15 protein-coding genes are annotated in these 13,757 nt (G+C 60.5%); 10 read left to right on the top strand and 5 right to left on the bottom strand.

Features of this window, described 5'->3' with window-relative positions; translation table 11 throughout:
- Positions 1-433 precede the first annotated feature (433 nt).
- From AC33YF_RS10115 to AC33YF_RS10095, 5 genes are all read right to left on the bottom strand, one after another.
- Complete coding sequence (locus AC33YF_RS10115) at positions 434-1,051, bottom strand: septation protein A (RefSeq protein WP_491777084.1); 618 nt, start codon at positions 1,049-1,051, stop codon at positions 434-436.
- The gene (gene ftsY, locus AC33YF_RS10110) at positions 1,035-2,000 is read right to left on the bottom strand and encodes a signal recognition particle-docking protein FtsY (RefSeq protein WP_491777083.1); all 966 of its coding nucleotides are present in this window, start codon (positions 1,998-2,000) and stop codon (positions 1,035-1,037) included. The genes AC33YF_RS10115 and ftsY overlap by 17 nt, the downstream gene beginning before the upstream one ends.
- A complete protein-coding gene (mtaB, locus tag AC33YF_RS10105; protein ID WP_491777082.1) occupies positions 1,997-3,271 on the bottom strand; it encodes a tRNA (N(6)-L-threonylcarbamoyladenosine(37)-C(2))-methylthiotransferase MtaB in 1,275 nt (424 codons plus the stop codon). Before mtaB ends, ftsY begins: the two co-directional genes overlap by 4 nt.
- A 32-nt stretch (positions 3,272-3,303) precedes the next feature.
- Positions 3,304-4,179 carry a diaminopimelate epimerase gene (dapF, locus tag AC33YF_RS10100; protein ID WP_491777081.1) on the bottom strand — a complete coding sequence of 292 codons (876 nt, stop codon included), beginning with the start codon at positions 4,177-4,179 and terminating at the stop codon, positions 3,304-3,306.
- A gap of 63 nt (positions 4,180-4,242) precedes the next feature.
- Positions 4,243-5,442, bottom strand: a complete 1,200-nt coding sequence (locus AC33YF_RS10095; protein ID WP_491777080.1) for an MFS transporter — start codon at positions 5,440-5,442, stop codon at positions 4,243-4,245.
- 111 nt (positions 5,443-5,553) lie between these two features.
- Here AC33YF_RS10095 and AC33YF_RS10090 point away from each other — a divergent pair, with 111 nt between their 5' ends.
- The 10 genes from AC33YF_RS10090 to rplS form a co-directional block, all read left to right on the top strand.
- Positions 5,554-6,750, top strand: a complete 1,197-nt coding sequence (locus AC33YF_RS10090; protein WP_491777079.1) for an amidase — start codon at positions 5,554-5,556, stop codon at positions 6,748-6,750.
- A gap of 51 nt (positions 6,751-6,801) precedes the next feature.
- Positions 6,802-7,131: a DMT family transporter gene (locus AC33YF_RS10085; protein WP_491777078.1), complete on the top strand. Its 330-nt coding sequence runs from the start codon at positions 6,802-6,804 to the stop codon at positions 7,129-7,131.
- Positions 7,132-7,291: 160 nt separating this feature from the next.
- Positions 7,292-7,825, top strand: a complete 534-nt coding sequence (locus AC33YF_RS10080; protein WP_491777077.1) for an SH3 domain-containing protein — start codon at positions 7,292-7,294, stop codon at positions 7,823-7,825.
- Positions 7,825-9,357 (top strand): signal recognition particle protein, encoded by a 1,533-nt coding sequence (gene ffh, locus AC33YF_RS10075; protein WP_491777076.1) that lies wholly within the window; start codon positions 7,825-7,827, stop codon positions 9,355-9,357. Before AC33YF_RS10080 ends, ffh begins: the two co-directional genes overlap by 1 nt.
- Positions 9,358-9,408: 51 nt before the next feature.
- Positions 9,409-9,918, top strand: a complete 510-nt coding sequence (rpsP, locus tag AC33YF_RS10070; protein WP_491777075.1) for a 30S ribosomal protein S16 — start codon at positions 9,409-9,411, stop codon at positions 9,916-9,918.
- Between the two features lie 15 nt (positions 9,919-9,933).
- Complete coding sequence (rimM, locus tag AC33YF_RS10065) at positions 9,934-10,467, top strand: ribosome maturation factor RimM (protein ID WP_491777074.1); 534 nt, start codon at positions 9,934-9,936, stop codon at positions 10,465-10,467.
- 39 nt (positions 10,468-10,506) lie between these two features.
- Positions 10,507-11,805, top strand: coding sequence for an adenylate/guanylate cyclase domain-containing protein (locus AC33YF_RS10060; RefSeq protein ID WP_491777073.1), 1,299 nt, complete (start codon positions 10,507-10,509; stop codon positions 11,803-11,805).
- A 24-nt stretch (positions 11,806-11,829) separates the two neighbouring features.
- Positions 11,830-12,528 (top strand): tRNA (guanosine(37)-N1)-methyltransferase TrmD, encoded by a 699-nt coding sequence (gene trmD, locus AC33YF_RS10055; protein WP_491777072.1) that lies wholly within the window; start codon positions 11,830-11,832, stop codon positions 12,526-12,528.
- 67 nt (positions 12,529-12,595) lie between these two features.
- Positions 12,596-12,919: a c-type cytochrome gene (locus AC33YF_RS10050; RefSeq protein ID WP_491777071.1), complete on the top strand. Its 324-nt coding sequence runs from the start codon at positions 12,596-12,598 to the stop codon at positions 12,917-12,919.
- A 196-nt stretch (positions 12,920-13,115) separates the two neighbouring features.
- Positions 13,116-13,757: 50S ribosomal protein L19 (gene rplS, locus AC33YF_RS10045; protein WP_491777070.1), on the top strand; the 642-nt coding region annotated here is incomplete at its 3' end.

Below are 13,757 nucleotides of genomic sequence, written 5' to 3'. Positions count from 1 at the left end.
TTTAAAATATGAATGCACCGGAGTGTTACCCCGAACCATTCCGTTGCCTGATGTCCTCTGGGACTAACACACACCTGGCTGCACACAGCTGCAACGAGACATCCTGTCACCCCAAACAAACCTCAGCGTACGCTTTTTGCAGGTACAAGCCGCATACTGAGCACCTCATATCGGCACAGAGCACGAATAGTGCAAGTACCAGGCCTAGCAAAATTCGCACAAAATCTAGAGTCGCATCGCTTTTCAGTGATATTGCCGAGGCCTTAGCGCCGGATTAGTGGCAACCTGGACTGCCAACCGACCTCAAACAAACTTAGCAGCACGCTTTTGCAAGGTTCGTGCCGCACACTGAGCACTTGTGCTTCGCACGGCAAAGCAGCGCGGCAACTCCGCGCCCTCGCCAAATCCGCGTCTAACAGCCGCCTCTCTGCCGTCATGCATTCTCGTCGGCACTGTAACGTTGCATGAGAGGAACCTGCGACATGGCGAAAATAAATGTAATTGGGAGAAATCCGAAGGCTTTGAAACTGACCCAGGTGTCAGTGGAAAAATTACGCCAAACAAACTCATTCAGCAGCGCCATGGCAACAAAAAAGATTGCCCAACGTATGGTTAGCTTGTGCCAACCTTCCGGCGTTAAGTTAAACACCGCACCGAACAACAAAGCGAGCACGGGTTTCTGTGCGAACAAGCCGCCAATCAGCAGCATCGCAAACATCGTGTAGACGATCGTCGGCTTGAGTTTGATAAAGATGTCGTCTTGAAGATAAAGCGTCAGACCGCCGAATGCGAGAACCAACCCTGCACTTACAACCGGCATCGCAGGGACTTTCCGATACAACCACCAGGCCAAGCCGAGAGAGATAACCGTCGCCACCATGAAGGCTGCTGTGCCAACGAAAATACCGTAGGCCGCATTCACGCCAAAAAAGACAAGAAGTGGCCCGAGCTCAATTAGGAGCTTTCCAACAACAGACTGCTCTGAGTCTTTGAACTGCTTGACCTCGGTTTTCGTCCCCGGCTCGGTCGTGGACTTAGGCGGCTGCGTCATTCTCTCGACCTGCTCCTGCAATCGCGCGCGCGTAGTCGTGCGCATCAAACGGCTCGAAATCATCGATCCCTTCACCAACACCGATGGCGTTGATGGGAAGACCAAACTTATCGGCTATCGCCACCACAATGCCTCCCCGCGCTGAACCATCCAGTTTGGTCACGACGAGATTGGTCACACCCGCAATTTCTTGGAAGGTCTGAACCTGGCTCAGCGCATTTTGTCCAGTAGTCGCATCGAGCACGAGCAGCACAGTGTGCGGCGCTTCCGCATCAAACTTCTTCAGGACGCGGACCACCTTTGCAAGTTCGGACATAAGGTCGCCCTTGTTCTGCAAGCGCCCAGCCGTGTCGATCAAGAGAACGTCGACGCCATTTTCCCTGGCCTGGCCCAACGCCTCGAAGGCGACGCCGGCAGGATCTGCTCCGACGTCCTTTGCCACCACGTCGGCCCCAACACGGCTGGCCCAGATCTTTAGCTGATCGATAGCCGCTGCGCGGAACGTATCTCCTGCGGCCAGCATGACTGACTTACCATCGCGAATGAACTGATGCGCCAGCTTACCGATAGTCGTTGTCTTGCCGGTGCCATTGACGCCGACAACGAGGATCACATGTGGTTTGGCGTCTGCGATGAGTTCCAGCGGCTTCGCGACCGGCTCCAGAACGTTCGCCACCTCTTCGGCCAACACCGCACGAACATCGTCTACGCTGATATCTCTTTCGTGCCGGCCCGTCGAAAGACGGTCGCGGATCCGGTCGGCCATCTCGATTCCGAGATCAGCCTTGAGCAAGATCTCCTCCAACTCATCGAGCGTGTCGTCATCGAGCTTACGCTTCGTGAGAACGCTGGTGAGACTCTCGCTAAGCGAGGCCGACGTGCGTGATACACCCGCCTTGAGCCGCGCGAACCACCCTTCCTTTGACTTAGAACTCTCATCGCCGCTCACCGCAGCGCCTCCGCGAACCAGGCCGTGCCGTTGTCGCCCGAGACCACGCAATCGACCAAGGCGCCCTCAAGCGACTGGTCTATGTGGAAGCGCACCGGCGTGAAGTCCGGAGACCGCCCTTGGCGGTCCGTTTCCATCAGCACGCTGATACGGCGGCCCCTCGCGCGCTCGAGATGAGACTTCAATGCCATCGCCCCCTTAGCCCGCAGGGCCCGCGCGCGTTCTGAAATGACCGTGCCGTGGACTTGCGGCATGCGCGCAGCAGGCGTCCCCTCTCTCGGCGAGAACGGAAAAACATGCAAGAACGTCAAACCGCAATCGTCGACGAGTGACAGCGAATTTTGGAACATGACGTCGGACTCGGTGGGAAAGCCGGCAATGATATCGGCGCCAAACACGATGTCCGGCCGGACCCGCCGCATCGCTTCACAAAACGCGACCGAGTCGACTCGGGCATGTCTTCGCTTCATCCGCTTCAAGGTAAGATCATCGCCCGACTGCAGCGACAGGTGCAGGTGGGGCATGAGCCGTTCCTCTTCGGCAATCGCCGCGATGAGATCCTCATCCGCCTCGACGGAGTCAATGGACGAGAGCCGGAGACGGGGCAAGTCTGGAACAAGCCTGAGCACAGTTTGAACGAGTTTGCCGAGCGTCATGGCACCTGGCAGGTCCTTCCCGTACGCCGTCATGTCGACGCCCGTCAGCACGATCTCTCGATAGCCGTTCTCCACCAGGCGGCGAACCTGAGTGACAACTTCACCGGCCGGGACCGACCGAGAGGGGCCACGTCCGTATGGAATGATGCAGAAGGTACAGCGATGATCGCAGCCGTTCTGGATCTGCACATAAGCCCGTGCTCTTCCACCAAAGCCCTCGATCAAATGGCCCGCGGTCTCCGTTACGGACATGATGTCGTCGACTATGACTTTCTCAGTGTCGTCCGTCCCAAGACCCGGGGCGCCCAGGGCTCGAAACGTCTGCAACTCAAGCTTTTCCTGGTTGCCGATGACCCGGTCCACCTCGTCCATGCAAGCGAATTGGTGCGGATCAATCTGCGCCGCGCAGCCGGTTGCCACGATCTTGGCGCCTGGGCGCTCCCGGCGCGCCTTACGGATCGCCTGACGGGCTTGGCGCACGGCCTCATTGGTCACCGCGCAGGTGTTGATAATCACGGCGTCAATGAGGCCAGCGTCGTCCGCGTGCTTGCGCATGACTTCGGACTCGAACGTATTGAGCCTGCAACCAAAGGTGATGATGTCCAGTTCCGACATGTCGCGGCTTTTAACAGAATTCAGATACCGTGTCAGACACCTTGCGCCTCGCCGGCCGCAAGCAAGGCGGTTGGCAGCGTGTCTTCATAGTCTAAGGCATACGGACCGGTCATAAGGACGTGACCATCCTCTTCGCGCCACTCGATGGTCAGATCGCCCCCTGGCAGCGTTACCGTGACTTTGCGGTGGGTCAGTCCGCGCCTGACCGCGGCAACCGTAGAAGCGCACGCTGCGGTTCCACAGGCCCGGGTAAGGCCAGCACCACGTTCCCAGGTCCGCAAGCGAAGATGCGACCGATCGATAATCTGCGCGATCGAGATGTTGGCCCGCTCGGGAAACAGCGGATCGTGTTCCAAACGGGGTCCAAGTCGATCCAGTGGAATGTCATCAACATTCCCCACGAAGAAAATCGCATGCGGATTGCCCACACTGACCACACCGGGGGACTGCAACACCGGAGCATCGATGGGCCCGGCCTGAAGCTCAATTTGGCTGGTGTCGTGGACCGCCTCGGCAAGTGGGATCTCGTCCCAACGCAGTCGCGGCTCGCCCATATCGATGGTCACGACGTCGTCTTTACCCGCATAGGCTTCGAGTACCTGGTCGCCCGTTTCGATGGTGACAGTCGCCCGCCCAACTTCGTCCGCAACAACCGCGGCGACACAGCGCGCGGCATTCCCGCACGCGTCAACCTCACCGCCATCGGCATTCCAGATACGCATGAACACATCCGCTTCAGTCGAAGAATCGAGCGCGATCAGCTGATCGCACCCGATCCCTGTCGCCCGATTTGCGATCGCGCGCACCGTGTCGCTCGGCAAGGGAATTCTGTCCGTGCGGCGATCGATAACGACGAAGTCGTTCCCGAGACCGTTCATCTTGCGGAATCTATGCGCGTTTTCGTCCATCGTTTCCGATCCGAAGTTCTTGCTCTCTATAGCGACGCAAAAGACGTTGTCCAAGGCTGCGGGCTAGGCCTGTTCCACGGGACGCAGCGTCAGAAAAGCGATGAATGCAAGGCTCGCGAACCCGGCGCCTGCAAGAAAAGTCGCCTCCGGCGATACGGTGTCCCAGAGAGTCCCGGCAATCAGGCTCGCCACCAGGGTCGCGAACCCAACGGTAAGACCGAAGACCCCGAAGGCTGTCCCACGAAGATTAGCTGGCGCGGTTTGAGCCACGAGCGCCGACAACACACCCTGTGTCAGTCCCAAATGGAGACCCCAAAGCCCAATAGCAAGGAAGATAGACACAAGGCCCGAACCGAACGCCAGCAGCAAATCGGCCGCGATCAGTGCGACGAGGCCCGCAAGCAGCGGGGGCCGCGCACCAAATTGATCCTGGAGGCGACCGGCCGGATAGGCGGTCACCGCAAACACCATGCTCATCACTGCAATGACTGCGGGGGCAAGCGCGATAGGCAGACCCGCTCCATAGGCGCGAATGACAAGGAAGGCCTCACTAAAGCGTGCCAGAGTGAACACGGCGCCGGCGCCAATGACAAACCAGTAAGCCCGGTCCAGGCCGCTGATGTCGCGAAACTTGATGGGAACACGCTTAGCCGCTCTCTCCGGTTCACGCGCAGGAGCCGGTTCGCGAACGAAAATCACAAGGATCACGACCGAAATCACGGCAGGAACAACGGCGAACCACAACACGGTACGAATATCATTGTCGAAAAGCGCCATGAGCCCGATTGCCAGAAGCGGGCCGAGCGTCGCACCGACCGTATCGAGCGATTGCCGCAGGCCGAAGGCGGCGCCACGTTGCTCCGGCGGCGTGACATCGGCGACCAGCGCATCGCGCGGCGCGCCGCGTATGCCCTTGCCGATGCGATCCACGAGACGGGCGAAAGCCACAAGAGCAACGCTGCTTGCAATCGGGAACAAAGGCTTCGTCACCGCGGCAAGTCCATAGCCAAGGACCGCCAGTGCTTTGCGCCGCTGAAGCGTGTCGGAGAGCCAACCAGAGAAGACCTTCACAATTTGTGCCGCCGCCTCGGCGATCCCCTCCACCAAGCCTAGTACGGCCGTGCTGGCTCCGAGGCTTACGACCAAGAATAACGGCAGCAATCCGTGGATCAGCTCGGAAGAGACATCCATAAAGAGGGACGTAAACCCGAGTGCCCATACGGTCGGCGGCAACGCCTTGCGGGTTGTTTGTTTCGCGCGCACCAGAGCTGGCCCTTCTGCGTGGGATTTGGAAGTTTCAAGCGTTGCGGTTGGGGCTCTTCTATGGCGTTGTGCCCGCTTGTGCACCTGCCTTTTAGACGACGGAGGCTCAAGTTGATCGACGTCCCCTTGGATGATCCCGTCCACGCGCTCGTGCCGCATACACTTACGGAACCGATCCTTGGAGCGCAGGATGGTCCACTTGCGGGTCGAACTTTCATGGTGAAGGACCTCTTCGCCATCGCCGGTCACAAGACTGGAAACGGCAACCCGGAATCCTATGAAGCAGCCGCTCCAGCAAGCGAGACAGCACCCGCCGTAGCCAACCTCTTGGCTGGGGGCGCGTCCTTAACGGGCATCACCATTTGCGATGAGTTCTTCTACAGCGTGCTCGGAACCAACGCCCACTACGGACAGCCGATCAATCCACGCGCGCGCCGAAATGTCACCGGCGGTTCGTCATGCGGTGCCGCAGCCGCCGTGTCCGGTCATATGTGCGATTTCGCGCTGGGCTCCGATACGGGCGGTTCGATCCGCGTACCGGCGTCGTTCTGCGGACTATTCGGCCTGCGCCCGACCCATGGACGTATTGCTATGGCCGGCGTCACCCCCATGGCGCCGAGCTTCGACACGGTGGGCGTTCTGGCGGGAGACGCCGAACTTCTTCGCACTGCGGGCCGGCTGCTCCTGCGAGGAATCGGTCGTACGGCTTCCGTTGACCGGCTCGTCCTTGCCGTGGACATCGCCTCCGCGTGCGAAGCGCGCGTGGTCCGGCTCATGTGGCAGACACTTGAGTCAATGGCACCGGCAATACCGGACATCGAGCAAGCCGAGATTGCGGGCGGGGCCATTGTCGCCTGGCGATCGGCGTTTGCCACGATTCAAGGCTTCGAGGTGCAGTCGACCTTGCTCCCTTTCATTCAAGCCAACCATATTTCGCTTGGACCGGGGATCAAAGAGCGCTTCGAAATGGCCGCTGGCGTGAGCCGCGAGGAAGCCGACGAGGCCCGTCGCGTGCGCGTAGGCGTCACCTCTCAACTCAAGTCCATCCTGCAGCCGGGCACGCTTATTGTCCTGCCGACCACGCCAACGCCACCGCCCGAGCGCGGCACGCCCGACGGCCCGGCCGTCGCGGCGTACCGAACACGGACCTTACAGAACGCGTGTCTCGCCGGCCTGGCCGGGCTTCCGCAAATCTCGGTGCCCATCGGTGAAGCCGACGGATACCCCGTTGGGCTTTCGTTCATTGCGTGGGAGGGGGGCGATGAGTCGCTGCTGGATTTCGCCGTCGGGCTGTCGGATTTATTGTAGTTCCACTACCGTCGCTCGATCGGGAACCATCGTCGACAGGGGATCGATCTCATGCCGTATATGTATCTGTGCTGCGCGATTGTCTTTGAAGTGATCGGAACGGCAGCGCTGAAGGAAACAGCTGGCTTCTCACGCCTGTGGCCCAGCGCCGTGACGCTAACATCTTACGGGATTTCGTTCTGGTCACTGGCCATGACGTTGAAGTCTATTCCGGTCGGTCTGACCTATGCCACCTGGTCCGGGGTCGGCATCGTACTGGTCAGTGCCATAGGTTGGTTCAGGTACAAGCAGAGCCTGGACACGCCGGCCTTGATTGGCCTGGGCTTGATCATTTCTGGCGTGGTCATCGCAAACGCCTTCTCGAAGTCGTTCTCGCATTAGGACCCAGCTCGCCGCATCTGCTTGACTTCGGAGAAGCTCTGGCCGACAGTCCGCTCGAATTCATGGCAGCTCGATAGCGAGCCGCCGCTTGTTCCGGGGTCTGGCCGTTGTGGCGACTAGGAATAGGGGGTCAACACCCGTCAGCGCGATGCGCCCACGGGTGCGTTTTTGGTTGCGCCGTCGGCCTAGCGGCCTGCTTGAGCGCGAGTTTCGTTGCGCTATCGGCTTTGGCCCGGAGGCGTGCGGAAACGAACTTCCGATCCGCGATATGGAGGCGGATGTGATGACGTCGAAGTCGAAGCGATTGAGTCTGAGTACTGTGGCCGTGCTCGCGCTTGCGTGTTTTTCGGCAGGCGCTGCAGCTCAGCAACCTATCGTGCCGGTTCTCGCCGGCGGAGAAGCGGAGTACGACGCTTGCGGATCGCAAGGCGCAGTGCGTGGCCTGGATGCAGCTGGCGACGGATTTCTGGCGGTACGCGGTGGGCCGAGCTCCAAGCACGACATGTTGGACAAAATCTACAACGGACAAGTCGTCAATCTTTGTGACGGACGTGGAAACTGGCTCGGCGTGGTGTATTCGCAGAAGGCCGTGGATTGTGGCGTCGGCACGCCTTGGCCGAGCCGGCAAGTCTATTCTGGCCCATGCAGCTCTGGCTGGGTCTATCGGAAATACGTGATTGGATTTGCAGGCTAATGTTCGAGACGCTCTCCGACCGGCTTTCTGGAATTTTCGATAAGCTCACGCGCCGCGGCGCGCTGAGCGAAGCCGACGTGTCCGACGCCATGCGCGAAGTGCGCCGGGCCCTGATCGAGGCCGATGTCGCGCTCGACGTCGTAAAGTCGTTCACGGACCGCGTCAAAGCCAAGGCCGTCGGCCAAGACGTTGTGAAGTCGGTCACGCCCGGCCAGATGGTCGTCAAGATCGTCAACGACGAACTCGTCCGTATGCTCGGGTCAGATGCCCAGGGCATCGACCTCGCCGCCACGCCGCCGGTTGTCATGATGATGGTCGGCCTTCAAGGTTCGGGTAAGACCACCACCACGGCAAAACTCGCTCATCGCCTCACCACCCGCGATAAGCAAAAGGTCATGATGGCCTCGCTCGATACGCGGCGACCGGCTGCGCAAGAGCAGCTTCGCGTGCTCGGCGAGCAAGCGGACATCGCCACTCTGCCAATTGTCGAAGGTCAGAGTCCCACCGAAATTACGGAGCGCGCCGTAAAGGCAGCTCGGCTTGGCGGCTTCGATGTGCTGCTACTCGACACGGCTGGCCGAACCCATATCGACGAAGAACTGATGGCGGAGACGGCTGCTATCGAAAAGATCGCCAATCCGCACGAGACGCTATTGGTCGCCGACGCGCTGACCGGACAGGACGCCGTGAACCTCGCCAAGAACTTCGGTGAGCGCGTTGATCTGACCGGCATCGTGCTGACTCGCGTCGATGGTGATGGCCGAGGCGGTGCAGCTCTCTCTATGCGCGCCGTGTCTGGCAAGCCAATCAAGCTCATGGGCGTTGGCGAAAAGATCGATGCACTAGAGGACTTCTATCCAGACCGCATCGCTGGCCGCATTCTCGGCATGGGCGACGTGGTTGGCTTGGTCGAGAAAGCCATGGAGACCGTCGAGGTCGACAAGGCTCAGAAGATGGCCGAACGCATGAAGAAGGGTGCGTTCGACCTCAACGATCTCTCCGAACAGCTTGGGCAAATGCAGAAACTCGGCGGTATGGGCGGCGTGCTCGCGATGCTGCCTGGCATTGGCAAGGCGAAGAAGCAAATCGAGGCCGCTAATCTCGACGACAGCGTTCTCAAGCGCCAGCAAGCAATCATCAGCTCAATGACGAAATCTGAACGCAAGAATCCGAAACTGCTGAATGCTTCGCGTAAGAAGCGCGTTGCGGCAGGCTCGGGAACAAGCGTTCAGGACATCAATAAGCTCGTAAAGATGCACCGCCAGATGGCCGACATGATGAAAGCCATGGGCAAGAAGCGCGGCGCGCTTTCGGCGCTGTTCGGCGGCGGGATGCCGCAAATGCCAGCGGATTTGCCCGACGGCGGGGATCTTCCGAAGGGCGCCGAACTGCCGGCGAACTTTCCGGGTCTGCCCGGTGGCGGCTTGCCAGGGGGGCTTCCAGGCCTTCCCGGCGCAGGTATGCCGGGGGGCTTGCCGCCCGGACTTCAGGGACTCCCAGGGGCCCCAAAACAGCGCAAGAAGAAGCGCTGAGCCCCTATCTATTCAAAGCCCAATTCGATGAACACGTAGGAGTAAGAAAACATGTCTTTAAAGATCAGACTGTCGCGAGGCGGTGCCAAGAAGCGCCCCTTTTATCGCATCGTTGTCGCCGACTCACGCAGCCCGCGCGACGGCCGCTACATTGAGAAGATCGGAACGTTCAACCCGCTATTGCCGCGCGACTCCGAGGATCGCATCCAGCTCGATACGGACCGCGTGAAGCACTGGCTCTCCAATGGCGCCCTTCCCACTGACCGTGTACTTCGCTTCCTGGATGCCGAAGGCATTATGAAGCGGGAGCCACGGAACAATCCGGAGAAAGCCAAGCCCGGCAAGAAGCGCCTAGAGCGCGAGGAGACCAAGCGCGCCGCTGAAGAGGAAAAGGCAGCCGCGGCCAAAGAGGCGGCGGAGCAGGAAGCTGCCGACAAAGAGTCCGCCGAGCAGGAAGCCGCCGATACGGCTGCGGCCGCTGAGGAAGAGGCTGAGGAAGAGGCTGAGGAGAAGGCTACCGACGAGGCTGCCGCCGAGGAAGCCAAGGAAGCCTCAGAGTAGGAGCGCGCTCGAGCCTTGGGCGGCAAACCAAGCTTGCTTCTCGTCGGTGAGATCGGGGCGGCGCAGGGTCTCAAAGGAGAGGTCCGCGTTCAGTCGTATACGCAAGACCCCGTAGATATCGCGGCTTACGGCCCGCTCAGCGACGAAGCAGGCCGCAGAACGATCGAGATCGAGCGTGTCCGTGTGACGCCCAAGGCACTGATCGCGAGCATCAGAGGTGTGTCAACACGCGACGCCGCTGAGGCGCTCAATGGGACCAAGCTCTACGTCGATCGAGGGGCGCTGCCTGAGGCGAACGAAGGTGAATGGTATGTGGCCGACTTGATCGGTTTGACAGCGGTATCACAGGACGGCGCCGCGCTGGGTCGCGTCGCGGCCGTCCACAATTTCGGTGCGAGCGATATCATCGAGGTCGCGCTAAACGACGACGGTGGCACAATACTTGTCGCGTTCACTGACGATACCATTCCGGAGGTCGACATTGCGGGCGGACGGCTCGTATTGGTCCCGCCGGAAGAAATCGAAGCGTCCGGAGAAGACGAGGCATAACGCTCACCAGCAGACGCGTTACACGGTAGAGTGTCGGCCATGTCACCTCGCTCTGCATCGCATATGGTGAGCCCGCCGCGCCGACGCGCTGCGGATCTGCCGATCCTTGATCGGCTGGGGCCCCTGCGCCGCTATGCCGAGATTGGCATTGCCGGCTACCCACACGAGGCGCGCATCCGGCTCGCCGTCATCAACGTGATGGCCCTGCTGATTGCCTTCACGTCGATGGCCTACGTGGCGACCTATGCGAGCTTTGGCGTCATGAAGTACTGGCCGCTAATTGCGGTCAACCTCGGTCTTGCGGCTATTGCCCTTGTGGCGCCGCTTGCTCATCGCATCAATGAGATCGCCGCAATTGTCGTGATCTGGGTCGCCGAATACGCGGCCTTGTTCTTCTTCGTACGAGAACTCGGGCATAACTCGGGCATCCAGCTGAACTACATTATTGGCGCCGCGGTCGCCTTCGCGATCTGCGGCATGGCGCATATCCGCCTTGTGGTCGCGGCCGTACTGTCGGGACTTGCCCTCCATTTGGCTGCTTGGTTCCTCTACCCGCCTGGCAGCGCACGCATCACGGCGGACCCTGCACTTCTTCATAATCTGTACGTTTCCTCAGCGGTCACGACCTTTGGCATTGTCGCTCTGGTCGTCGGATACGCCCTGATTAAGGCCGACCGTGCCCGGGCCGAGGCCGATAAGCTTCTCGCCACCATTCTGCCGGAGCCCATTATCGATCGACTAAAAGAAACTCCTGAAGGGCGTATCGCCGATGCTATTCCGAATGCGTCGGTACTTTTCAGCGACCTTGTCGGCTTCACAAACCTCGCTCACGACTTGGGCGCGGCGCGTACCGTAGAGATCCTCGATGGACTCGTAACCGAATTCGATCGTCTCGCCAGCGAGCACGGGGTGGAGAAGATCAAGACCATCGGCGATGGCTACATGGCCGTGGCCGGGGTTAGCCAGCATCAGGTCGATCACTGCCAACGCCTCGCACGTTTGGCGCTCGCCATGCCGGGTGTGGTCGATTTGCTATCGCGAACCCACGATGTCGATTTGCGCATTCGCATTGGCATCGCGAGCGGCCCGGTCATGGCTGGCGTGATTGGTGCGGACAAATTCTCCTACGATGTCTGGGGCGAGACGGTGAACTTGGCGGCCCGACTGGAGTCGCATGGACTCCCTGGTGAGATACAGGTCTCCGCGCAGGTTCATGACGCTCTCGTCGACGGATTTCTCATGTCCGAGCGCGGGCCTGTCCCGATTAAAGGTGTCGGGACGCGCCAAACCTGGTTTTTGATTGAAGAAGCGAAGCCCGCAGCCACTGCTGCAACCTAGAGGCCTTGCGACGAGGAATGCCTCATGCGTTGGAAAGCAACCGTACTGACCCTGTTCCCCGAAATGTATCCGGGACCTCTCGGCCTGAGCTTGGCTGGGAAGGCGCTCGCGGAGGGCGCCTGGGAACTCGAGACGATCGACATCCGCGATTTCGCCCAGGACAAACATCGCTCGGTAGACGATACGCCGGCCGGCGGCGGCCCCGGCATGGTGATGCGCGCCGACATCGGTGCGGCTGCTATCGATGCAGCGCGAAAGAACGCCCCGGCCGGAACCGCAACGATCTACCTGTCTCCTCGCGGCACCCCGCTGACCCAAGCGGGTGTGGAGATGCTAGCCCATGGTCCCGGCGTGATCCTGCTCTGCGGCCGGTTCGAAGGGATCGACCAACGCGTGTTGGACGCGCGCGAGATCGAAGAGGTCTCGATTGGCGACTATGTGCTCTCCGGCGGGGATCTCGCGGCACATGTGGTGATGGATGCCTGCGTGCGTCTGCTCCCTGGGGTTGTCGGCAATGCGGGCACCCATGATGAGGAAAGCTTCGCCTCAGGGCTCCTTGAGTACCCGCACTACACACGCCCGCGCGAATTCGAGGGGCACATTATTCCCGAGGTGCTGCTGTCCGGCGACCACGAGAAAATCGCCCAATGGCGCCGTGAGCAGGCCGAAGCTCTCACGAGGACGCGGCGCCCCGATCTTTGGGAAAAACGGAACAGGCGCTAACCTTGATCGAGGTCAGGGTAGCTAAGGCCGAAGCACCTAATCTGTATTGAAAAAGAAGGAGTTGTGCATGATCAGAGTTACAATTCTCGCGACGGCGCTCATGCTTGGGATCGCAAGCCCCGCGAGTGCTCAAGACCCCGATATCGCCGCCGGGAAGGCTTATGCAGAAGATGTTTGCGCCCAATGTCACGCGGTCTTGGCAAACGACGATGCGTCCCCGCACGTTGCCGCCACCTCCTTCCAGCAGATCGCTGAAACGCCGGGCATGACTGAAATGGCCCTCTCAGTGTGGCTTCAATCCTCGCACCCGACCATGCCCAATATCATCCTGAACCCGGACGAGATGCGGAACGTGGTCGGCTATATTCGGAGCCTCGATCGCCGCGAGTAGTGCCCTGCCTTCCGCCCCAAAAATCATCGACAAACCCCAGATCCTGCGGTAGGACACCTGCGATGGCTGCCGGGCTAAGGCCCTGGGCGGCCAGTTATGTCTGGGGGCAAAGACCGCCGGACACCGACCAATCAAAAAGAATGGCGTTCGTCGCGGGTCCCAGCAGCCCGGCAGGCGCCCGTGAAAGGTTAGAGAGATGAACATTATTGCCGAGCTCGAAAAAGAGCAGATCGCCGAGCGCCTCAGCAAGCGCAGCGTGCCGGAATTCGGCCCAGGCGACACCGTACGCGTCAATGTGAAAGTGGTGGAAGGCGAGCGCACCCGCGTGCAGGCCTATGAGGGCGTCTGCATCGGCCGCGCCAATGCCGGCATCCACGAGAACTTCACCGTCCGCAAGATTTCCTACGGCGAGGGCGTGGAGCGCGTCTTCCCGATCCACTCGCCGTTGATCGAATCGATCGAGGTCGTCCGCCACGGCCGGGTGCGCCGGGCCAAGCTCTACTACCTGCGCGGCCGGCGCGGTAAGGCCGCCCGTATCCCCGAGCGCCGGGACACCCGTGACGTTAAGGGCAAGAAGGGGCACAGCTTCAAGGGCTTTACGAAGCCGAAGGGCGAGCCGGACGATCTCAAGCTTATCGCCGGCATTACCGAGGATCTCGAGAAGAAGCTCAACAAGCTCGGCGTCACCAAGATCGAGCAAATCGCGACCATGAGCGACGACGCGATCGCCTACCTCTCGGACAAGCTCTCGCTCGGCAGCCAGATCGAGGACGGGGACTGGGCCGGCAAGGCCATCGCCGCCATGGCGGAGATGACGGCCGATGAAGTCCCGGAGATC

It is taken from the genome of Methyloceanibacter sp., assembly GCF_058506495.1.
The sequence above is the reverse complement of the archived record's forward strand: the minus strand, read 5'-3'. Positions and strand labels throughout refer to the sequence as shown.

Excerpts from the sequence above, each read along its gene's own strand:
- AC33YF_RS10115 (WP_491777084.1), bottom strand. The coding sequence starts at position 1,051 with ATGACGCAGCCGCCTAAGTCCACGACCGAGCCGGGGACGAAAACCGAG.
- mtaB (WP_491777082.1), bottom strand. The coding sequence starts at position 3,271 with ATGTCGGAACTGGACATCATCACCTTTGGTTGCAGGCTCAATACGTTC.
- dapF (WP_491777081.1), bottom strand. The coding sequence starts at position 4,179 with ATGGACGAAAACGCGCATAGATTCCGCAAGATGAACGGTCTCGGGAAC.
- AC33YF_RS10085 (WP_491777078.1), top strand. The coding sequence starts at position 6,802 with ATGCCGTATATGTATCTGTGCTGCGCGATTGTCTTTGAAGTGATCGGA.
- ffh (WP_491777076.1), top strand. The coding sequence starts at position 7,825 with ATGTTCGAGACGCTCTCCGACCGGCTTTCTGGAATTTTCGATAAGCTC.
- rpsP (WP_491777075.1), top strand. The coding sequence starts at position 9,409 with ATGTCTTTAAAGATCAGACTGTCGCGAGGCGGTGCCAAGAAGCGCCCC.
- AC33YF_RS10060 (WP_491777073.1), top strand. The coding sequence starts at position 10,507 with ATGTCACCTCGCTCTGCATCGCATATGGTGAGCCCGCCGCGCCGACGC.
- trmD (WP_491777072.1), top strand. The coding sequence starts at position 11,830 with ATGCGTTGGAAAGCAACCGTACTGACCCTGTTCCCCGAAATGTATCCG.
- AC33YF_RS10050 (WP_491777071.1), top strand. The coding sequence starts at position 12,596 with ATGATCAGAGTTACAATTCTCGCGACGGCGCTCATGCTTGGGATCGCA.